Genomic DNA, 20,458 nt, shown 5'->3' on the forward strand with positions numbered 1-20,458 from the left:
ATGCTGCGGACACTTGCCGTTTCGGCCGGCTACGGCCCGCTCCCAGTGCTGAACGGCATCGACCTCGGCGTCGCGGCGGGCGAAGTGGTCGGCCTGCTCGGCCGCAACGGTGCTGGCAAGACAACGCTGCTGCGCGTCATCGCTGGCGGCCTGAAGGCGAGCGGCGGCGCGGTGGTTCTCGGCGACCAGGATCTCACCAACGCGCCGGCCTTCCGCCGCGCACGCGTGGGCATCGCCCATGTGCCGCAGGGCCGAGGCATCTTCAATCAGCTGACCGTGCGACAGAATCTGGAAGTCGGCACGCGCGCCGCCAAGGATCGTGGCGACGGCGACATTCCAGCCGATATTTTTGGCTATTTTCCCATCCTTCGCGAGCGCGAGGCGCAGATCGCCGGTACGCTCTCGGGGGGCCAGCAGCAGATGCTGGCGATAGGCCGCGCGCTGTGCGGCCTGCCGTCGGTGCTGCTGCTCGACGAGCCTTCGGAAGGCATCCAGCCGAACGTCGTGCAATCGATTGCCGAGCTGGTGCCGCGCATCGCGCGTGAGCGTAGCATCGCCATCGTTCTGGTCGAGCAGAATCTCGATCTCGTTCTCAAGGCGGCGGATCGCTGCCTGGTGATGGAGAAGGGCAGGATCGTGCATGAGGGCACGCCGGAAGCATTCGCCGACGAGACCCTACTGAAGGACCTGTTGGCCCTATAGGGGCGCCTGAAGCGCCTGGGAGCTTGTTGACTTGTAAGGCGTGCATGGGGCGCGCCTGGACTGGAAGGGAACACAACAATGATAAACAGAAGAACTGTTCTGAAATCCGGCGGCGCCGCGGCCGCCTTCGCAATGGTCGGCGCGCCTGGAATCCTGCGCGCTGCAGATACGGTCAAGGTCGGGCTATCGATCCCGATCACAGGGCTGCAGGCGATCCTGGGCGAGACGCTGCTCAATTGCTACAAGCTCGCCGCCGCCGAGCTCAACGCCGCCAATGGCATTGGCGGGCGCCAGGTCGAGCTCTTCATCGAGGACAACCAGACCACGACCAAGGGGTCCATCGACAAGGCCCGCAAGCTCCTCAACGAGGACAAGGTCGACGTGATCATGGGAACGATCATTTCGCCCGAGCGCAGCGCCACGCTTTCCGTCACCTCGAAGGCCAAGAAGCTGTTCTTCTACCCGACCAATTTCGAGGGCGGCGAATGCAATCGCTACTTCGTCGCCACCGGACCTATCCCGATGCAGCAGGTAGACCCGATGATGCCGTGGGTGGCCGAAAACCTCGGCAAGACCATCTACATCATGGCGTCCGACTATGCCTGGCCGCAGAAGATGACCGAGGCGATCACAGCGGCCTATGAAATGGCCGGCGGCAAGATCGTCGGCGCCGACTTTTATCCGTTCGGCACCACGGATTTCGGCCCGGCCTTCCAGAAGATCAAGTCGTTGAAGCCTGATGTCGTGTGGTCGATGGTGGTCGGCAACGACGCCGTCACGCAGCTCAAGCAGTATCGCAGCTTCGACATCAAACAGCCTCTGATCGCACCGCTCGACGAGGTCTTCAACAAGGACGCGCTGCCGCCTGGCGTCGCCGCCGGCACCTACGCGCCGCAGCCCTACTGGATGGCGCTCGACAACCCGGTCAACAAGAAGTTCATCGCGAACTTCCGCGAGAAATTCGGCCAGGAGAAGATGGTCAATGGCATCGGCGAGGCCGGCTATAACGGCCTGCATCTCTACGCGCTGGCGGCCGAGAAGGCCGGCTCGCTGAAGGATGACGATGTACTCAAGGCGCTGCCTACGATCGAGTTCGATGCGCCACAAGGCAAGATCCGGGTCGATGCCAGCAACAACCACACGCTCTGCCATTCCTATGTCGGCAAGGCGGCGGCGGACGGCATCGGCTACGAGATCGTCAAGGATTTCGGAACGATCGCGCCGGTAACGCCTTACTGCAAGCTGTAGGCATCAACCGATCCTGACGGCGGCTTTGCCGCTGCCGTCAGGGTGCCTTTGGCGCGGGCAAGCGCTCGCGCAATTCGTCGACAAGCACCCTGGTGTTTTCGGAATAGTCCATGGGCACGACGACGAGATGCACGCCGCCGCCGGCGAAGGCCTGTTCCAGCGCCGGCAGCAGGTCGGCAACTTCGCCAACCCTGGTCCCCTTGGCGCCATAGGCTTCGGCGTATTTGACGAAGTCGGGATTGCCAAAGGTCATGCCGAAATCCGGGAATTCGTCGACAGCCTGCTTCCAGCGGATCATGCCATAGGCATGGTCTTCCAGCAGCAGGATGACGAGGTTGAGCTTGAGCCGGACAGCAGTCTCCAGTTCCTGGCTGTTCATCATGAAGCCACCGTCGCCGCAAATGGCCATGACGCGACGCTGGGGATAGAGCAGTGCCGCCATCATCGCCGACGGCAGGCCGGCGCCCATGGTCGCCAGCGCATTGTCGAGCAGCAGCGTGTTGGCCATGCGCGTGCGGTAGTTGCGCGCGAACCAGATCTTGTACATGCCGTTGTCCAGCGCGAGGATCCCGTCCGCCGGCATCACGGCGCGCACGTCATGCACGATGCGTTGCGGCGTGAAACGGTCTTCGGTGGCGCGCGCGGCGATGTGGCTCAAAATGCCTTCGCGCAGCGGCAGCAGGGCCTGCGCGTTGGGAATCTTGCCCTCAATGCGGTCCGCCAGCAGCGCCAGCGATGGGCCGAGGTCGCCGACGATCTCGGCTTGCGGGAAATAGACCTGCTCGACATCAGCCGTCTGGTAGCCGACATGTATAACCCTCGGCCCCTTCGCCCCCATGATGAAGGGCGGCTTCTCGACCGTGTCGTGGCCAATGGTGATGATCAGATCGGCCTGTTCGATGGCCTCGTGCACGTAGTCGCGTTCCGAAAGGGCCGCCGTTCCCATGTAGAGTTCGGTACCGCCGGGCACCGTGCCCTTGCCCATCTGCGTGGTGAAATAGGGAATTTGCGTGCGCAGCACGAACTGGGCGACATCGGGAGTGACGCGCGGGCGCGACGCCGCGGCCCCGAACATCAGCAGCGGACGCTTGGCCTCGATGATCATGCGGGCGGCGCGATCGAGCGCGCCAGCGCTGGCCAGGGGCAATTCGACCGGATGCGTCGGGACCAGGGCGATCGGCTCGCATTCCGCCGCCGCTATGTCTTCCGGCAGTTCGAGATGCACGGGGCCGGGGCGCTCTTCCTGGGCGACGCGGAAGGCCTCGCGCACCAGCGACGGGATCATCCTGGGCGAGACGATCTGGCGTGACAGCTTGGTCAGCGGCTTCATCGCCGCGACAATGTCGACGATCTGGAAGCGCGCCTGCCGGGACGACAGGATGCCCTTCTGGCCGGTGATCATGATCATCGGCATCGCGCCAAGCAGCGCATAGGCAGAGCCGGTCGTCAGATTGAGGGCGCCGGGGCCAAGCGTTGTGATGCACACACCCGGCTTGCCGGTGAGCCTGCCATAGGTGGCGGCCATGAAGGCCGCCGCCTGCTCGTGGCGCGTCAGGATCAGCTGGATCGACGAGCGGCGGATGGATTCGACGATGTCGAGATTTTCTTCGCCCGGAATGCCGAAAATTCGTTCGACCCCTTCATTTTCGAGGGCCGCCACGAACAGATCCGAACCCTTGGTCATGAACCGTCTCTCCTGCGATGCGCGCATTCCATAAGCCACCTTCATATGGCACCCGAACGCCACGCCTCAAAGAGCGCAAGTCGTCAGTTGGCGATCACGCCATCATTTTCGGTAAGGCGGCCGCCAATGCGTCGACGGCCAGCCTGACCTTGAGCGACAGATGCGGCGTCCGCAGCCAGAGCGCATGACAATCGTAGGGATATCGTGGCTGGTCCGGCAACAACTCGACCAGCGTGCCGGCCTGAATGCGCTCACGAGCCAGCCAGTAAGGCAACCACGCCAGCCCCATGCCGTCGACGGCGGCATCGGCGATAGCATCGAGATCGTCGAGCCGCAGCCGGCCGTTTGGGATAAGCTCGAGCGCAGTCTGCGCCTCGCGCGGAAATAGCCACGGCTGAACGATCATGCCGGGCCGGCGGTAGACAATCGCCTGGTGATCGGCGAGGTCGTCGATCCGCCGCGGCTCGCCATGAATTTCCAGATAGGAAGGCGCGGCACAGACGACCATGTCCTGGCGTGCAACGCGACGGGCGATCACACCGGCCTTGTCGTCCAGACCGCCGGTTCGGATGGCGAGGTCAAAACCGTCCTCGGCGAGATCGGCGAAACGGTCGCTGAGCGACAGGTCGAGTTCCAGCATCGGATATTGCCCTGCCAGCTTCAGCAGCACGGGGGTGACGCAGTGGCGCCCGAAATGCGCCGGCATGGTGACGCGCAGTTTTCCGCGCGGTTCCGAGAGCTGGTCGGCGGCGAGCGCATCGGCCGCTTCGGCCTCGGCCAGTACTAGGCGGCACCGCTCATAATAGGCGCGGCCGAAATCGGTCAGGCTCTGGCGGCGCGTGGTCCGGTTGATGAGACGCATGCCAAGCCGCTCCTCGAGAAACCGGACATGCTTGCCGACCATCGGTGCGGATAGATCGAGCGCAGTGGCCGCTGCCGCGAACGAGCCGAGATCGACCGCCCTGACGAACACGGCCATGCTCTCGAGCCTATCCATATTCGAAACTCCGGATTTCTACTGCATAATCCGAACAGCCGTTTATCGCACAAAGCTTTCGCGTCATAGCTCATTAGGTGTCAGATAATTTGGAGTGAACCGAATGGCCCGTATCATTCGCTTCCACCAGCATGGTGGTCCCGAGGTCCTGCGCATCGAGGAGGTCGACCTACTCCCACCGGGCCCGGGCGAGGTTCAAATCCGCGTCAAGGCGCTCGGCCTCAACCGCGCCGAGGCGCTGCTGCGCGCGGGCAGCTATATCGAGACGCCTGGGCTCCCCTCCGGGCTCGGGCTGGAAGCGGCGGGCGTCATCGAGGCAATTGGCGAAGGCGTGACGAGGCTGGCGGCTGGGGACGCCGTCAGTGTCATCCCGCCGCAATCGATGGTTCGCTGGCCGGCTTACGGTGAGCTTGTCACCTTTCCCGCGGGGCTCATCATCAAGCATCCGGCGTCCCTCGACTGGCAAACCGCGGCGGCGGTCTGGATGCCGTACCTCACCGCCTACGGCGCCCTGATCGACATCGCTAGGCTGCGCCCCGGAGAAGGCGTCGTCATCACGGCGGCTTCGAGCAGCGTCGGGCTTGCGGCGATCCAGATCGCCAACAGCGTTCGTGCGATAGCGATCGCGGTGACGCGGACATCGGTGAAGAAGCAGGCTCTGCTCGACGCCGGCGCAGCACATGTCGTGGTCCTTGAGGAAGAGGAACTTGCGGAAAGACTGAGCCAGATCGCCGGACCGCAAGGCGTGCGCGTGGTGCTGGACGCGATCGGCGGGCCGATCTTCGAGCCGTTGACGGCGGCGATGTCGCGAGGCGGCATTCTGATCGAATATGGCGGCCTCAGCAGCGAGCCGACCCCTTTCCCCTTACCTGCGATACTGGGCAAGACGCTGACATTGCGCGGCTATCTCGTGCACGAGATCACCGGCAACCCGGAGAAGTTGGAGGCGGCCAAGGCATTCATCCTCGAAGGCCTGGCGGACGGCACGCTCAGGCCGATCATCGACAGGATCTTTCCCTTCGACCTGATCGTCGAGGCGCATCGCTATCTCGAATCGAACGAGCAGTTCGGCAAGATCGTGGTGACGGTTTAAGCAGCAAATCGCTCTCGCCGGCAACATTGCCCCTTGAAGGCTTCGCCCCGCATTCCTAACTCCCGTGTGCGGGCCGGGCCCCTCTGACTGTCGCTTTGGCGACCGTGATGTCGGACCGCTTCAACGGGCCCGTTTCCATTCCTTTCGGTTAAGCGGGCTCATTCCTTTCTGGTTAGGAGCCCCACATGACATCTTCCCTCCTTGGCATGGTTTGCCCCTCCTGCCGCGTCGCCCTCGTGATGAGCGAACGCCAGGGGATCGAGATCGACTACTGTCCGCAGTGCCGCGGCGTCTGGCTTGATCGTGGCGAACTCGACAAGATCATCGAACGGTCCGGCAGGGACACATCGCCCGCGCCGCAGCCACAGCCGGCAGCGTTCTCCCCGCCGCCCCGTGGCCGGGACCGCGATGACGACTATTCCCGCTCGCATGGCCACCGCTATCCGAAGCGGAAGAAATCATTTTTCGAAGAGCTGTTCGATTGACCATATGAGGCCGGTCTTTCCAAGGCCGGCCCTTTGCCGAAAACGCCCCAAACCACAGCGATAAAGGTCACCCGATGATTTCCCGCACAAGCCGATTCGCCACACTCTTTGCCGGCCTGTTCCTTGCATTCTCCATGGTTGCGATCGATCATGCCGAGGCGCGGCGCGGCGGCAGTTTCGGCAGTCGCGGCACGCGCACGTTCCAATCGGCCCCGCCGACCCGGACCGCGCCGGCGCCGACCGCGCCGGTCGAGCGTTCGATGACACCCAATACCGGCGTGAACAATGCTGCCCGGCAGCCGCCGGCCGGACTGCAGAGGCCCGGCTTCATGAGCGGCTTCGGTGGAACGATGATGCGCGGCCTGCTGATCGGCGGCCTGATCGGACTGCTCCTTGGCCAAGGTTTCGGCGGCCTTGCCGGCATGTTCGGATTCCTGCTCCAAGCCCTGCTCATCGGTGGCGCGATCATGCTGGCCATCAGGTTCTTCCGATCGCAATCCGCGCGTGGCCCCGCGCCCGCGCTCGCCGGCATAGGCAATACCCAGGCTTCACGGTTCGAGAACCGCGCACAACAGGAGACGGGAAGCGCTGGCTCCTTCACAATTCCGGGGTTTGGCGGCGGATCGGGCGGAGGCTACGAGACCACCCGATCCGAAGAGATCACGCTGGCCCAGGCCGACCTCGAGGCGTTCCAGCAGTTGCTGACCGAGATTCAGGAAGCATTCGGCCGCGAAGACCATGCGGCATTGCGCCGGTCGGTGACGCCCGAGATGGTGTCCTATCTGTCGGAAGAGCTGGCAGACAATGCCCAGAAAGGTCTCAGGAACGAAGTATCCGACGTCACGCTGCTGCAGGCCGACATCGCGGAAAGCTGGCGCGAGGATGACCGCGACTACGCCACGGCGGCGTTGCGCTACGAGTCCCGTGACGTGATGCGCGAACGGGCGAGCGGCAAGGTCGTCGAGGGCGATGAGGAGCAGCCGACCGAGACGACCGAGTTGTGGACGTTCACGCGCCAGAATGGCTCGAGCTGGAAACTCTCGGCCATCCAAGAGGCTTGAGCCCGGCTAGTCTGCTGGCCGGTGGTCATGCGACGATCTTGACACACATCGGCGTGCCGATCTCGATGCCGCGCCCGGTATCGGTCAGCATGCCCTTGCGGGCGTCGCGGACGAAGATCGAAATGCGGTCGGCATTCTGGTTGGCGGAGAACAGATGGCCGCCCGAAGGTGTCAGCGCCAGATTGCGCGGCGTGGCGCCTCCGCAAGGGATAAAGCCGACAAGACTTAAGCTGCCGGTCTCCTGGTCGACCGCCATGATGACGACGCTGTCGTGGCCACGGTTGCCGCCATAGACGAAACGGCCGTCCGGCGAGATCTGGATATCGGCGCAGTGATTGCTGTCGCGGGCCTCGGCCGGCACCGCCGGCTTCGTGTCGATGAACGATAGCCTGCCAGTCGCATTGTCGAGCGCCATCGACGCGACAGTCGAATCCAGCTCGTTCATGACAAAGACAAAGCGGCGCGTGGGACCGCCAAAATTTCGCTTGTCCTCGCTTGCAACGCAAACCCATATGTGAAAATAGTATTTACAAAAGAAGATTGATGGGAGGAGGACGTCGTGCACTCAGGCGCTTTGAAGCGTGCTCGAATGGCTGGATGGGCGCTTTCTCGAGCCCGCTGGACTACGCCATGAGCGATTTCGCGCCAACCGTTGGAGTTGTCTCGACGCACCCTAGGAATATGCCCGCCGATCATGCCGCCCTGCCGGTGTGGAACGCCGAGAACTGGTTCTATGAGGACTGGCCGGTCGGCCAAAAGATCCGCTCGCTGCGTCGCACCATGGCCGAGGGCGACAGCCACCTTTTCAACACGCTGGTGCTCGACATCCATCCTTACGTGCAGGACCAGATGTTTGCCGAGAGCGACGGCATTTTCGGCAAGCGGCTGATTGCCGGCGCGTTCGTCTTCTCGGCCGGCCTCGGGCTGGTCGCCACCAACTGCGTCAACGCTTTTTCCTATGGCTATGACAAGCTACGGTTCATAAAGCCTGTCTTCATCGGGGATACGATCTATTCGATCCGCTCCAACCTCGACAAGAAGCCCCGCTACAAGGAGATGGGCCTGATCCGCGCCAGCTACGAGGTGTTCAAGGGAGAAGGCGAGCTCGTTCTCTATTGCGAGCATCTGCAGACGGTGAAGTACCGCAACCCGGCCGATTTCCTCGGCAAGACGGAGAAATAGAGATGCCGGCAGCAGCCGAATTGCCGCTTGCCGGTGTCATCGTCGTCGACATGAGCCAGTTCCTGTCCGGGCCCTACTGCTCGCTTAGGCTGCTCGATCTCGGCGCCCGCGTCATCAAGATAGAGCGTCCTGACGGCGGCGACCTGTCGCGCCGGCTCTATCTCAGCGACACCGAGATCGGCGGCGATTCCACCATCTTCCATGCCATCAACCGGGCCAAGGAAAGCCTCGCCATCGATCTGAAGAACGAGGCGGACGTCAATACATTGCGCGGGCTGCTGGCCAAGGCCGATGTGCTGATCCAGAATTTCCGGCCGGGTGTCATCGAGCGCNGCGATTCCACCATCTTCCATGCCATCAACCGGGCCAAGGAAAGCCTCGCCATCGATCTGAAGAACGAGGCGGACCTCAATACATTGCGCGGGCTGCTGGCCAAGGCCGATGTGCTGATCCAGAATTTCCGGCCGGGTGTCATCGAGCGCCTTGGCCTCGACTACGAGGCCGTCCGCCAGATCAATCCGCGCCTAGTCTATGCCTCGATCAGCGGTTATGGCGAGGACGGCCCATGGGTCAAGCGGCCCGGCCAGGATCTGTTGGCGCAGGCGCGCTCCGGGGTGATGTGGCTGAACGGCGACGAAGACCAGGGGCCGGTGCCGTTCGGCCTCGCCATCGGAGACATGCTGGCGGGTGCGGCCTGCGCGCAAGGCATTCTCGCAGCACTTGTGCGGCGCGGCATCACCGGCCAGGGCAGCCATATCGAGACCAGCCTGTTGGAAGCGCTGGTCGACTTCCAGTTCGAGGTGCTGACCACGCATCTCAATGACGGGCGCCGCCTGCCCAGGCGCTCGAGCTTCCGCAGCGCGCATGCCTATCTCTCGGCGCCTTACGGAGTCTATCCGGCCAGGGACGGTTATCTCGCCATCGCCATGACGCCGATCCCCAAGTTGGCCGACCTTTTGTCGCTCGATGAACTGGCTTCCTATCGCGACAGGCCGGAATCCTGGTTCACCGCGCGCGACGATATCAAGGCGATCATCGCCCAGAGGATTGCAACGAAAACCATCGACGAATGGCTGGCCATTCTCGAGCCTGCCGACATCTGGTGCGCCAAGGTGCTGACCTGGCCGGAGATGCTGGCAAGCGGGGGCTTCCAATCGCTCGGCATGCTGCAGACGGTGACGCGCGAGGACGATGTCTCGATCCTCACCACCAGTTCACCGCTGCGGGTCGATGGCGTCAGGGCCAAGGTCGACCGGGCAGCACCGCGGATTGGCGAGCATAGCGCCGCAATCCGCGAGGAGTTCGGCCTGTGACCACGCGCTCCCTCAAGCCCACGCTCAGGGGCATGACCTGGAACCATCCGCGCGGCTTCGATCCGATGGTCGCCTGCTCGTCGGTGTGGAAGCAGAAGACGGGCATTGCCGTCGAATGGGACAAGCGCTCGCTGCAGGATTTCGAGTCCTTCCCGGTCGAGGAGTTGGCGCGCGCCTATGACCTGATCGTCATCGATCATCCGCATGTCGGCCAGATTACCGCGGAGCGCTGCCTCAAGCCGCTTGATCTCGTCGGCCGCGAGGCGGAACGCGCCGCCCTCGCCTCAGGCAGCGTCGGCCAGTCCTTTCCGAGTTACACATGGCAAGGACGGCAGTGGGCGTTTCCCATCGATGCGGCAACGCAGGTTCAGGCCTGGCGACCCGAGGCGCTCGACCAACCGCCATCGCGATGGAGCGAAGTGCTCGATCTCGCTCGGCAGGGCCACGTGCTTCTGCCGTTGCTGCCGCCGCATTGCCTGATGACTTTCTACACGCTGGCCGGTAATCTCGGGCATGCCTGCGCGACCGATCCGTCGGGCGATCTCATCGATGTCGAGACGGGCTGTGAAGTCTTCGAGATGATGCGTGAGATCGCGGCGTCGGTCGACCCGACCTGCTTCGACATGGACCCGATCGCCGTTTCGGAACTCATGGCCGAGGCTGGTTCCCGCATCGTCTGCGCGCCGCTGATCTATGGCTACGCCTCTTATGCGGCGTCGGGTTTTCGCGCCAACAGGTTGGCTTTTGCCGACATCCCGGTCGTCGGTTCCAATGGTCCGACCGGCTCGGCGCTCGGCGGCACAGGCATAGCCGTATCAGCCTTCTCCAAGGCCAAAGAGGCAGCGATCGATTTTGCCTATTGGGTCGCCAGCGGCGATGTCCAGCGTGGCATCTATGCCGCCGCCGGCGGCCAGCCGGGCCATGCGGCTGCCTGGGAAGACCAGACTATCAATGAACTGGCCGGCAACTTCTATCGGGGCACGCGCGCGACGCTGGAGAGCGCCTGGGTGCGGCCGCGCCATGACGGCTACATGGCTTTCCAGCAAGCGGCGTCCGACCGCATCAATTCCGGCCTGACCTCCGGCCATCCGGCCGGCCAGGTCGTCGCCGATCTCATCGGCCTGTTCCGGGCCAGTTCCCCCTCGCTTGGCGAGAGCTGAGCGAGGTCGCTATTTCAACCGCCATAGCCTGCGGGCATTATCCGACAACAGCCCGTCACGCTCCGAAACGCTGCAACCCGAAAGCAGCGCATGGGTCGCCGCCACCCAGGTCGAGAGACCGCCACCAAGTGTGCAGACCGGCCAGTCGCTGCCCCAGACGACACGGTCCCAGCCGAATGAATTGATGGTGTGTTCGACGTAAGGCCGCAGCGTATCAACAGTCCAATTGGCGGGGTCGGCATAGGCGACCACGCCGGAAATCTTGGCCATCACGTTCGGGCGCCGTGCGATCTCGCTCATGTGTTCGCGCCAGGGATGCTCGGCTCCGCCCTTGATGTCGGGAACGCCGCAGTGGTCGAGGACGAACTGGACGTCGGGCGCAAGGTCGGCGAGCGCGATCGCTTTCGGAATCTGGTGCGGCAGCACCACGAGATCGAAGGTCAGGCCGGTGCCACCAAGCCGCTTGATGTTGTCACGGAACAGTGCGCCTTCGGATAGCTCGTCCGGGACGACGTGAAGGACGCGGCGGAACCCTTTGACGAAGGGGTTTGTCCGTTGGCGTGCGAGATAAGCGGCAAAGTCAGCGCCTTCGGGACGGCAGGATGCTATCGCCCCAGAGAGCATGCTGCCCGCTTGCCGCGACAGGCCCTCGATACGGGCGGTTTCCGCCTCGATGTCGGCCGGGTCGACATCGACCTCCATGTGCAGCACGCGTTCGATACCGGCGCGCTTTGCCTCCGTGGCGTATTCCTCATAGGAGAAATCGCGGTTCAGTGCCGGTACGCCGGCAAGCCAGGGGTACTGAAGCGCCGAGCGATCGATGAGATGCAAATGGGTGTCGATGATCATGGCGGGCTCCTCCTGCAGCTTTTTTCGATCCTCTCACGGAGGAATTCTTCATTCAAATAAGAATTTATGCCGATGATCCGACGGCCGACCCAGCGAGGTGAGACAGCTTCTCGCAGGTTGCCAGCAGCAACTCGATGGTCCGTGTGATGTCGGGTGCCGAGGGCGCGTTGACGACGGTTATGTAGGGGATCGACAGCGCCGCTATGGCCTTGCCGTCGGACCCGCGCACCGGAGCGGAAAGGTTGAAGACACCCGCGGTCTGCATGGAAGCCATCATCTCGTAGCCGCGGTCGCGGATCTGGTCGAGACGGGCGAAGAACTCGGCCGGCTGCGCGGTCTTGTCGGTGCTGCGGACGTGCTCCGAGATCATCATCTGCCGCTCTTCCGGTGAACGGAAGGCGAGCAGGACATGGCCTGAACCGGTGTCGAACAGGCTGATGTGGGACCCGACCCGGATCGAAATCCCCCAGTAGTTCGGCGCCTCCTGCTGGCCTATCACCACGGCGGAACCGCGATCAAAAACAACGAGTTGGTTGGCCTGCTGCGAGGTCTCGGCCAGCTCCCGCATCAGCGGCGTCGCATAGGAAACCAGCCGCCGCACCGGCGCGTGCAATTGTGCCAGGCCAAACAGCTTGAGCGTCAGCGAATAGCGGTCGCCATCGAGCCGCGTGACGTAGCCGCGCCGCACCAGCCGGTCGAGCATGCGGTAGAATTCATTGGGGCTGCGGTCGAGCTTCTTGGCGATTTCCGCCTGGGTCAGGCCACCGTCCACGCCCGCTAGAAGCTCAAGGATGTCAAGCCCCTTGTCGAGCGCCGGTGCGCGATAACGCTCATCTTCACTGTCGTCCATGGCTCGTCCCTCCAGTGAATTCGTCTCTTCATATACGCAGGAACACAGCCTATGGAAATAAATTTCGCCTTGACGTACGGGTGAATGTTTTGTTTGTATATGAATGTAGCACTTCTTGTCACGTGACGAGTTGCGGGCGCACCCAGGGAGGATACCAATGAACAGACTGCTTTCCGGCGTATGCGCCGGCGCATTGATGCTTGCGTCAGGCGCAGGCACCGCCCTTGCCGGCGACCTGCCCGGCAAGTTCGACGGCGTTACCGTCGACGTGAAGCTGATCGGCGGCCAGCAATATGAAAAGCTCTACGAGCGCATTCCCGAATGGGAGAAGGCGACAGGCGCCAAGGTCAACATCCTGACCAAGAAGAACGGCTTCGACATCGACAAGGAATTGAAGTCCGACATCGCCTCGGGCAGCACCAGCTGGTGCGTCGGCTGGAATCATTCCTCCTTCGCGCCGCAATACACCGGCCTCTACACCGACCTCAGCAAGCTCCTGCCGAAGTCGGAGATCGACGCCTTCGTGCCGTCGACGATCAAGGCGGCAACCATCGACGGCAAGCTGGAAATGCTGCCGCGTGCGCAGTTCGACGTATCGGCGCTTTACTACCAGAAGAGCCTGTACGAGAACGCCGACAATAAGACCAAGTTCAAGGCCAAATACGGCTATGATCTGGTGCCGCCGGACACCTGGAAGGAAGTCACCGACCAGGCTGAGTTCTTCGCCAACCCGCCGAATTTCTACGGCACGCAGTTTGCCGGCAAGGAAGAGGCGATCAACGGCCGCTTCTACGAAATGGTCGTCGCCGAGGGCGGCGAATATCTCGACAAGGACGGCAAGCCGGTCTTCAATTCCGAAGCCGGCATCCGGGCGCTCGACTGGTTCGTCAACCTCTACAAGGCCAAGGCCGTGCCGGCCGGAACCACCAACTACCTCTGGGACGATCTCGGCCAAGGCTTTGCCTCGGGCACCGTCGCCATCAATCTGGACTGGCCGGGCTGGGCCGGCTTCTTCAACGATCCGAAATCGTCCAAGGTCGCGGGCAATGTCGGCGTCAAGGTCGCGCCGAAAGGCTCCGCCGGAGTGCGCACCGGCTGGTCGGGATTCCATGGCTTTTCGGTGACCGAGAACTGCCCGAACAAGGAGGCAGCGGCATCGCTCGTATGGTGGCTGACCAACGAGGACAGCCAGAAGCTCGAGGCCACCGCCGGGCCGCTGCCGACGCGCACCGCGGTCTGGGATTGGGACCTGCAGCAAGCCGCCAACGACCCTTACAAGAAGGAGGTTCTGTCGGCTTTCCAGGAGGAAGCCAAGCACGCCTTTGCCGTGCCGCAGACGCCTGAGTGGATCGAGATCTCGAACGCCGTCTATCCCGAGTTGCAGGCCGCGATCCTCGGCGACAAGACCTCCAAGCAGGCACTGGACGAAGCCGCCGCCAAGGCGAAGCAGATCCTGCAGGACGCCGGCAAACTGTAAGCATTGCTCACAAGATTGCCTCCCCCATCGTGAAATGAGGGAGGCGATCGCCTTTTGCCGGCGTTGCCCGTTTCATCATGTCGGGCCTCGGCCCAAAATCTGAATGCCAGATACCAGAGGAGCCCGATGAAGGGCCGCAAGCCATCCGCGCCGTTACTGCTGCTGCTTCCGGCCATCGTCGTTCTGGCGGCGGTCGTCGTGGTGCCACTGCTTCTGTCGCTCTATTCAAGCTTCACCCCGTTCCGCCTGACCAAGCCCGAGACGTTCTTCGTCTTCATCGGCCTCAGGAATTACCTGTCGATCCTGGCCAACACCGATTTCTGGTGGGCATTCGGCCGTACCGTTCTGTTGCTGACGATCGCGCTCAATCTTGAAATGCTGCTTGGCCTTGGTCTCGCCATGCTGGTTGAGAAGGCGACGCGCGGCCAGCGCATCCTGCGCACGCTGATGATGTTTCCGATGATGTTCTCGCCGATCCTCGTCGGCTTCCAGTTCAAGTTCATGTTCAACGACAATATCGGCCTGGTGAACAATGCGCTGCAGTCGCTTGGCATCACCAGCGACGCCATCCCGTGGCTGATCGAGGGCCACCTCGCCTTCATCGCCATCTCGATTGCCGAGATCTGGTCGTCGACGGCGATCTTCGCCATCCTGATCCTCGCCGGGCTGCTCGCCATGCCCAAGGAGCCGATCGAGGCGGCGCGCGTCGATGGCTGCACGCCGTGGCAGACATTCCGCTATGTGACCTGGCCGTTCGTCATGCCCTTCGCCTACATCGCCATGACCATCCGCTCGCTCGACGTGGCGCGTGCCTATGACATCGTCAAGATCATGACCGATGGCGGGCCGGCCGGCCGCACCGAGCTTTTGTGGACTCTGGTGGCCCGCACCGCCTACAGCGACGGGCGCATGGGCATGGCCAACGCCATGGCCTACTTCTCGATCCTGCTGTCGATCGCCTTCACCGTCTATTTCTTTAACAAGCTCGCGGCGGCGCGCACGCAAATCGGCGCGGAGTGGTGAAGATGGACGAGAATTCTTCCGCCCGCCTAAAGCGCAGGCTGCTTGATATCGTCTATCGCATCGGCCTGCTCCTGGCGATGCTGACCATCTGCCTGCCGGGCCTGTGGATCGTGCTATCGTCGCTGCGGCCGACGGTCGAGATCATGGTCAAGCCGCCGGTGTGGATCCCGCAGGACATTTCGTTCGACGCCTATGTCGCGATGTTCTCAGGCATCGGCAAGGGCGGCATCCCTGTCATCGAATATTTCCGCAATTCGCTGATCATCTCTGTGACTTCGACGGTTATCGCGGTCGCCATCGGCATGGCGGGCGGCTATGCCTTCGCGCGCTACCGTTTTCGCGGCAAGTCGAGCGTCTTCCTCGGCCTGATGCTGACGCGCACGGTGCCTGGCATCGCGCTGTCGCTGCCACTGTTCTTCCTCTATGTGCGGCTCGGCATAATCGACACGCATTTCGGGCTCATCCTCGCCTATGTCGCGCTCAACGTGCCGTTCACCATCTGGCTGATCGACGGCTTCTTCCGCCAGGTGCCGAAGGATCTCGCGGAGGCGGCACAAATCGACGGCTGCACGCGCTGGCAGGCCTTTTGGCAGGTCGAGTTCCCGCTCGCCGGACCAGGTATCGCATCGGCCGCGATCTTCGCCTTCCTGACTTGTTGGAACGAGTTCGCGCTGGCCTCCCAACTGACCCGCTCGGTCAGCGCCAAGACGCTGCCGGTCGGCCTGCTCGACTACACGGCCGAGTTCACCATCGACTGGCGCGGCATGTGCGCGCTCGCCGTGGTGATGATCATTCCGGCGCTCACCCTCACTTTCATCGTCCAGAAGCACCTTGTCGGCGGCCTGACCTCCGGCGCGGTGAAAGGCTGATCTCATGGCAACGGTTTCCCTCAAAGAGCTGACCAAGCGCTACGGCAATATGGAGATCGTGCATGGCATCGACCTCGATATCACCGACCGCGAATTCATCGCGCTGGTCGGCCCTTCCGGCTGCGGCAAGTCGACAACCCTGCGCATGATCGCCGGGCTGGAAGAGATCAGCGCCGGTTCGATCGAGATTGGCGGGCGCGTCGTCAACGATTTGCCGCCGCGTTCGCGCAACATCTCGATGGTGTTCCAGTCCTACGCGCTCTACCCGCATATGACCGTGCGCGAAAATCTTGGCTTCTCCTTGAAGATCGCCGGCGCCGCCAAGGACGACATGGATCGCCGCGTCGCCGAGGCCTCGGCCATCCTCGGGCTGGATGCTTTGCTCGACCGTCGGCCATCGCAACTGTCCGGCGGCCAGCGCCAACGCGTCGCCATGGGTCGTGCCATCGTGCGCGACCCCGATGTCTTCCTGTTCGACGAGCCGCTCTCCAACCTCGATGCCAAGTTGCGCACGCAGATGCGCACCGAGATCAAGAAGCTGCATGCCAAGGTGCAATCGACGGTGATCTACGTCACCCACGATCAGGTCGAGGCGATGACGCTTGCCGACCGTATCGTCATCATGCGCGACGGCCATATCGAACAGGTTGGCACCCCAGATGAAGTGTTCCGCCGGCCGGCGACGCGCTTCGTTGCCGGCTTCATCGGCTCACCGCCGATGAATTTGCACGAGGCGACGGTCGACGACGGCCAGCTGGTTTTCGCCAGCGGCGCCAAGCTGCCCCTGCCCGGTCAGTTCAAGGCCAATGTCGCTGTCGGCGACAAGGTCGCGTTCGGGCTGCGGCCAGACGACATCTATCCGACCGGCCATGGTATCAGTTCCGGCGGCGCGGCCGACGTGCATCAGATCGAACTGCCGATCACCGTCACCGAACCGCTCGGCAACGAGACGTTGGTGTTCGTCGAGTTCAACGGTAGTGACTGGGTGTCTCGCATGCTGAACCCCAGGTCGCTGAAGCCAGGCGAGCGCGTCGCCATGAGCCTCGACCTGTCGCAGGCACATCTGTTTGCCGCTGAGACCGGAAAGACATTGCGGAGCTGACCGACATGGCCAAGATCGAAAAGATAGAATTGCGCATGGTCGACCTTGTGCCCAAGGTCAAGCGCACCGACGCGATCCAGAGCTTCGTCAGCCAAGAGACGCCAATCGTCACCATCACCGATTCCGACGGCGCGGTCGGAACCGGTTACAGCTACACGATCGGCACCGGCGGCTCGTCGGTGATGCGGCTCCTGTCCGACCATCTGGCACCGCGCCTGATCAGCCGGGATCCTGATATGATCGAGGCGATCTGGCACGATCTCGAATTCGCCTCCCACGCCACCACTATCGGCGCCATCACGGCAATCGCCATCGCGGCGATCGACACTGCGCTCTGGGACCTCAGGGCGAAGAAACAGAACCTGCCGCTATGGAAGCTCGCCGGCGGCGCCAAGGACCGCTGCCCGCTCTACACGACCGAAGGCGGCTGGCTGCACATCGAGACGCAGGCGCTGGTCGACGATGCGGTGGCCGCCAAGGCCAAGGGGTTTCGCGGCTCGAAGGTGAAGATCGGCAGGCCGCATGGCTCTGAGGACCTCGCGCGGCTCTCGGCGGTGCGCAAGGCAGTGGGCGACGGCTACGAGATCATGACTGACGCCAATCAGGGTTTCTCCGTCGACGAGGCGATCCGGCGTGCGGCGAGGCTTCGAGAACTCGATCTCGCCTGGATCGAGGAGCCGCTGCCGGCCGACGACATGGACGGGCATGTCAGGCTGTCGAATTCGACGCCGACGCCGATCGCCATCGGCGAGTCGCTCTATTCCGTCAGGCACTTTCGCGAATACATGCAGAAAGGGGCCTGCTCGATCGTGCAGGTCGATGTCGGCCGCATCGGCGGCATCACGCCCTGGCTCAAGATCGCCCATGCGGCGGAGGCCTTCGACATTCCGGTCTGCCCGCATTTCCTGATGGAATTGCATGTCAGCCTGACCTGCGCTGTTCAGAACGGCAGGTATGTCGAGTACATTCCGCAACTCGACCAATTGACCGGCAAGCGCATGCGCATCGAGGATGGGCATGCGCTGGCGCCCGACGAGCCCGGTATCGGCATCGATTGGGACTGGGACGCGGTCAAGGCCATGAGCATCGCCGAATTCACCACGGCGATCACGACATAAGGAGCTGATATGCAGCGGATGGGATTTGTACTCGGGCTGAAGCCGGAGAAGGTCGAGGACTATGTTCGTCTCCATGCCGCCGTCTGGCCTGACGTGCTGACCATGATTTCGGCATGCAACATCAAGAACTATTCCATTTACCTGAAGCGGCCGGAAAACCTGCTGTTCAGCACCTTCGAATACCACGGCGCCGACTACGAGGCTGACATGGCCAAGATGGCGGCCGATCCGAGGACGCAGGAATGGTGGGCCGTCTGCATACCTTGCCAGGAGCCGCTGGCGACCCGCAAAGCGGGTGAATGGTGGGCTTCGATGGACGAGGTCTTCCACCATGACTGATGCCGGTTTCGACCCTGCCTCACTCGTCCAGGCCTGGGCCAAACCCTCACAACCCCGACCGATCGTCACTTTCGGTGCAGGGTCGATTGTCGGCGACGCGCATTTCCCGGCCTACCGAAAAGCGGGGTTTCCGATCGCCGGTCTTTACGATCCGGACCAGGCCAAGGCGCAGGCCCTGGCCGATAAATGGGAGGTGACGGCGTTCCGCTCGATGGAAGAAGCCGCTGGAGTTAAGGACGCGATCTTCGATCTGGCAACGCCACCGGGGCGGCACGCCGATATCCTGAAGGCTCTGCCCGACGATGCGGTCGCCCTGATCCAGAAGCCAATGGGCAACTATCTCGGCGAGGCAAGCGAAATCCTCGAAATCTGCCGCGCCAAGAAGCTCAAGGCGGCGGTGAATTTCCAGCTCCGTTTCGCGCCGATGATGCTGGCGCTGAAGGACGCCATCGCCAAGGGCTGGCTCGGCGAGGTCGTCGACTTCGATGCCTGGCTGGCGCTGGCGACGCCTTGGCAGTTGTGGGAATTCCTGGTCAAGGCGCCGCGTGTCGAGATCGCCATGCACTCGATCCACTATCTCGACCTGATCCGGCAGTTGCTCGGCGACCCCAAGGGCGTGCATGCCAAGACGCTCGGCCATCCCAGTCATTCCGTGGCGCAGACGCGCACCAGCGCCATTCTCGACTATGGCGACACGGTGCGGTGCGCCCTGTCGATCAACCACGACCACAAGTTCGGGCGCCGGCATCAGGCCTGCGAGTTCCGCATCTGCGGCACCGAGGGCGCCGCCTATCTCAAGCTCGGTCTCAATCTCGATTATCCCCGGGGCGAGGCGGACATTCTGGAAATCTATCCGAAAGGCGGGTCGGACTGGATCGCGGTGCCCTTGACCGGCGAGTGGTTTCCCGACGCCTTTGTCGGGCGCATGGCAAATGTCCAGCGCTTTGCATCCGGCGAAGACGCCGAACTGATCAGTTCGGTCGAGGACGCATGGAACACAATGGCGCTGGTGGAAGCCGCCTATCGTTCGAGTGCGGCGCCGGCGACGCCGATCGCGGAAAGGCCCTGATGGAACAGATCAAGTATTTCGAGGACTACGAGATCGGCTCGACGCGGCTGACCAGCGGCCGCACGATTACCGAGACCGACTTCATCGTCCATGCCGGTCACACCGGCGATTTCTTCCCGCACCACATGGACGCCGAGTTCATGAAGACAACACCGTTCGGCCAGCGCATCGCGCATGGCACGCTGGTGTTCTCGGTCGGCATCGGGCTGACGGCAACGGTCATCAATCCCGTCGCTTTTTCCTATGGCTACGACCGGCTGCGGTTTATCAACCCCGTGTTCATCGGCGACACGATCCGCACACGCACAACCATCGCGGCCAAGGAGGACGACCCCAAGCGACCGGGTTCCGGACGCGTGATCGAGCGCTGCGAAGTGATCAACCAGCGCGGCGAGGTGGTGCTGGCTGCCGACCACATCTACATCATCGAACGCCAGCCGGCCTGACGCAATGTCCGCCATGCGCCGGTAGCGCGCTTGGTGATGCGCTCCAGACCGAGCAGCAGGACCAGCATTGCCGCCACCAGGATCATGGTGAGTGCCGCCCCGGCATAGATGTCGCCGCGATCGGTCAGCGAGAAAATCGACACCGGCAGCGCCTGCTCGGCCTCTTTAAGCTTGCCACTGGACAGTGCGGGAACAGACCGCCGGAGGGCCTCGCATTCAAGCAGTTCGCGGACCGCGTAGATTTCGGCGATTTCGGCGCCGTCCATCCCAGCAACATGCGCGACCTTCGTGGGATAAATGGAAACAATGCCTTCCACCTACAATTGGCGAAGCGCGTCCCGGATGGGCATGCGGCTGAAACCAAACTGCCCGGCCGGGTCATCCTGGCGCA

General features: G+C 62.9%; 21 protein-coding genes and 2 pseudogenes. 17 read left to right on the forward strand and 6 right to left on the reverse strand.

Annotated elements, in window-relative coordinates:
• Together X742_RS160840 and X742_RS160835 are read left to right on the forward strand one after the other, a co-directional pair.
• Window positions 1-702 (forward strand): ABC transporter ATP-binding protein, encoded by a 702-nt coding sequence (locus X742_RS160840; protein ID WP_023771181.1) that lies wholly within the window; start codon window positions 1-3, stop codon window positions 700-702.
• A 78-nt stretch (window positions 703-780) separates the two neighbouring features.
• Window positions 781-1,950 (forward strand): substrate-binding protein, encoded by a 1,170-nt coding sequence (locus tag X742_RS160835; RefSeq protein WP_023771182.1) that lies wholly within the window; start codon window positions 781-783, stop codon window positions 1,948-1,950.
• A gap of 37 nt (window positions 1,951-1,987) precedes the next feature.
• On the opposite strand, the gene X742_RS160830 is transcribed toward X742_RS160835, so the two are convergent.
• Window positions 1,988-3,634, reverse strand: a complete 1,647-nt coding sequence (locus X742_RS160830; protein WP_023771183.1) for an acetolactate synthase large subunit — start codon at window positions 3,632-3,634, stop codon at window positions 1,988-1,990.
• A gap of 94 nt (window positions 3,635-3,728) precedes the next feature.
• A complete protein-coding gene (locus X742_RS160825; RefSeq protein ID WP_023771184.1) occupies window positions 3,729-4,631 on the reverse strand; it encodes a LysR family transcriptional regulator in 903 nt (300 codons plus the stop codon).
• Between the two features lie 103 nt (window positions 4,632-4,734).
• On the opposite strand from X742_RS160825, the gene X742_RS160820 reads away from it, so the two are divergent.
• From X742_RS160820 to X742_RS160810, 3 genes are all read left to right on the forward strand, one after another.
• Window positions 4,735-5,724, forward strand: coding sequence for a zinc-dependent alcohol dehydrogenase family protein (locus X742_RS160820; RefSeq protein ID WP_023771185.1), 990 nt, complete (start codon window positions 4,735-4,737; stop codon window positions 5,722-5,724).
• Window positions 5,725-5,909: 185 nt separating this feature from the next.
• Complete coding sequence (locus X742_RS160815) at window positions 5,910-6,209, forward strand: zf-TFIIB domain-containing protein (RefSeq protein WP_023771186.1); 300 nt, start codon at window positions 5,910-5,912, stop codon at window positions 6,207-6,209.
• A gap of 74 nt (window positions 6,210-6,283) precedes the next feature.
• Window positions 6,284-7,270 carry a Tim44 domain-containing protein gene (locus X742_RS160810; protein ID WP_023771187.1) on the forward strand — a complete coding sequence of 329 codons (987 nt, stop codon included), beginning with the start codon at window positions 6,284-6,286 and terminating at the stop codon, window positions 7,268-7,270.
• Between the two features lie 25 nt (window positions 7,271-7,295).
• On the opposite strand, the gene X742_RS160805 is transcribed toward X742_RS160810, so the two are convergent.
• Window positions 7,296-7,835, reverse strand: a complete 540-nt coding sequence (locus X742_RS160805; protein ID WP_280800186.1) for a beta-propeller fold lactonase family protein — start codon at window positions 7,833-7,835, stop codon at window positions 7,296-7,298.
• A gap of 65 nt (window positions 7,836-7,900) precedes the next feature.
• On the opposite strand from X742_RS160805, the gene X742_RS160800 reads away from it, so the two are divergent.
• The 4 genes and pseudogenes from X742_RS160800 (at window position 7,901) to X742_RS160795 (ending at window position 10,925) form a co-directional block, all read left to right on the forward strand.
• Window positions 7,901-8,452, forward strand: coding sequence for a MaoC family dehydratase (locus X742_RS160800; RefSeq protein WP_023771189.1), 552 nt, complete (start codon window positions 7,901-7,903; stop codon window positions 8,450-8,452).
• 2 nt (window positions 8,453-8,454) lie between these two features.
• Window positions 8,455-8,784 (forward strand): annotated as a pseudogene (locus X742_RS1000000176705) (CoA transferase); the annotation flags it as partial.
• Between the two features lie 3 nt (window positions 8,785-8,787).
• A pseudogene (locus X742_RS0136365) lies at window positions 8,788-9,765 on the forward strand (CaiB/BaiF CoA-transferase family protein); the annotation flags it as partial.
• Window positions 9,766-9,797: 32 nt separating this feature from the next.
• Window positions 9,798-10,925: an extracellular solute-binding protein gene (locus X742_RS160795; protein WP_031247755.1), complete on the forward strand. Its 1,128-nt coding sequence runs from the start codon at window positions 9,798-9,800 to the stop codon at window positions 10,923-10,925.
• A gap of 9 nt (window positions 10,926-10,934) precedes the next feature.
• Here X742_RS160795 and X742_RS160790 read toward each other — a convergent pair whose 3' ends face one another.
• On the reverse strand, window positions 10,935-11,774 hold the full coding sequence (locus tag X742_RS160790; protein WP_023771192.1) for an amidohydrolase: 840 nt from the start codon (window positions 11,772-11,774) through the stop codon (window positions 10,935-10,937).
• A gap of 64 nt (window positions 11,775-11,838) precedes the next feature.
• Window positions 11,839-12,624: an IclR family transcriptional regulator gene (locus tag X742_RS160785; RefSeq protein WP_023771193.1), complete on the reverse strand. Its 786-nt coding sequence runs from the start codon at window positions 12,622-12,624 to the stop codon at window positions 11,839-11,841.
• Between the two features lie 157 nt (window positions 12,625-12,781).
• Between X742_RS160785 and X742_RS160780 the strand changes: the two genes are divergently transcribed.
• The 8 genes from X742_RS160780 (at window position 12,782) to X742_RS160745 (ending at window position 20,067) form a co-directional block, all read left to right on the forward strand.
• Window positions 12,782-14,101, forward strand: a complete 1,320-nt coding sequence (locus X742_RS160780; protein ID WP_023771194.1) for a sugar ABC transporter substrate-binding protein — start codon at window positions 12,782-12,784, stop codon at window positions 14,099-14,101.
• 126 nt (window positions 14,102-14,227) lie between these two features.
• Window positions 14,228-15,124 (forward strand): sugar ABC transporter permease, encoded by an 897-nt coding sequence (locus tag X742_RS160775; RefSeq protein ID WP_023771195.1) that lies wholly within the window; start codon window positions 14,228-14,230, stop codon window positions 15,122-15,124.
• 2 nt (window positions 15,125-15,126) lie between these two features.
• Complete coding sequence (locus tag X742_RS160770; protein WP_023771196.1) at window positions 15,127-15,993, forward strand: carbohydrate ABC transporter permease; 867 nt, start codon at window positions 15,127-15,129, stop codon at window positions 15,991-15,993.
• A 4-nt stretch (window positions 15,994-15,997) separates the two neighbouring features.
• Window positions 15,998-17,095 carry a sn-glycerol-3-phosphate ABC transporter ATP-binding protein UgpC gene (gene ugpC, locus X742_RS160765; protein WP_023771197.1) on the forward strand — a complete coding sequence of 366 codons (1,098 nt, stop codon included), beginning with the start codon at window positions 15,998-16,000 and terminating at the stop codon, window positions 17,093-17,095.
• 5 nt (window positions 17,096-17,100) lie between these two features.
• Window positions 17,101-18,213 carry a mandelate racemase/muconate lactonizing enzyme family protein gene (locus X742_RS160760; protein ID WP_023771198.1) on the forward strand — a complete coding sequence of 371 codons (1,113 nt, stop codon included), beginning with the start codon at window positions 17,101-17,103 and terminating at the stop codon, window positions 18,211-18,213.
• Between the two features lie 9 nt (window positions 18,214-18,222).
• Window positions 18,223-18,552, forward strand: a complete 330-nt coding sequence (locus tag X742_RS160755) for an L-rhamnose mutarotase (RefSeq protein WP_023771199.1) — start codon at window positions 18,223-18,225, stop codon at window positions 18,550-18,552.
• Window positions 18,545-19,621 (forward strand): Gfo/Idh/MocA family oxidoreductase, encoded by a 1,077-nt coding sequence (locus tag X742_RS160750; protein ID WP_023771200.1) that lies wholly within the window; start codon window positions 18,545-18,547, stop codon window positions 19,619-19,621. The genes X742_RS160755 and X742_RS160750 overlap by 8 nt, the downstream gene beginning before the upstream one ends.
• Window positions 19,618-20,067, forward strand: a complete 450-nt coding sequence (locus tag X742_RS160745; protein WP_031247756.1) for a MaoC/PaaZ C-terminal domain-containing protein — start codon at window positions 19,618-19,620, stop codon at window positions 20,065-20,067. Before X742_RS160750 ends, X742_RS160745 begins: the two co-directional genes overlap by 4 nt.
• Here the strand turns inward: X742_RS160745 and X742_RS1000000175545 are convergent.
• A complete protein-coding gene (locus X742_RS1000000175545; protein WP_245275503.1) occupies window positions 20,040-20,333 on the reverse strand; it encodes a hypothetical protein in 294 nt (97 codons plus the stop codon). The two genes, X742_RS160745 and X742_RS1000000175545, sit on opposite strands and share 28 nt — an antisense overlap.
• Between the last annotated feature and the right edge of the window lie 125 nt (window positions 20,334-20,458).

The organism is Mesorhizobium sp. LNHC229A00 (genome assembly GCF_000502415.1).
Classification (GTDB): Bacteria; Pseudomonadota; Alphaproteobacteria; order Rhizobiales; family Rhizobiaceae; genus Mesorhizobium.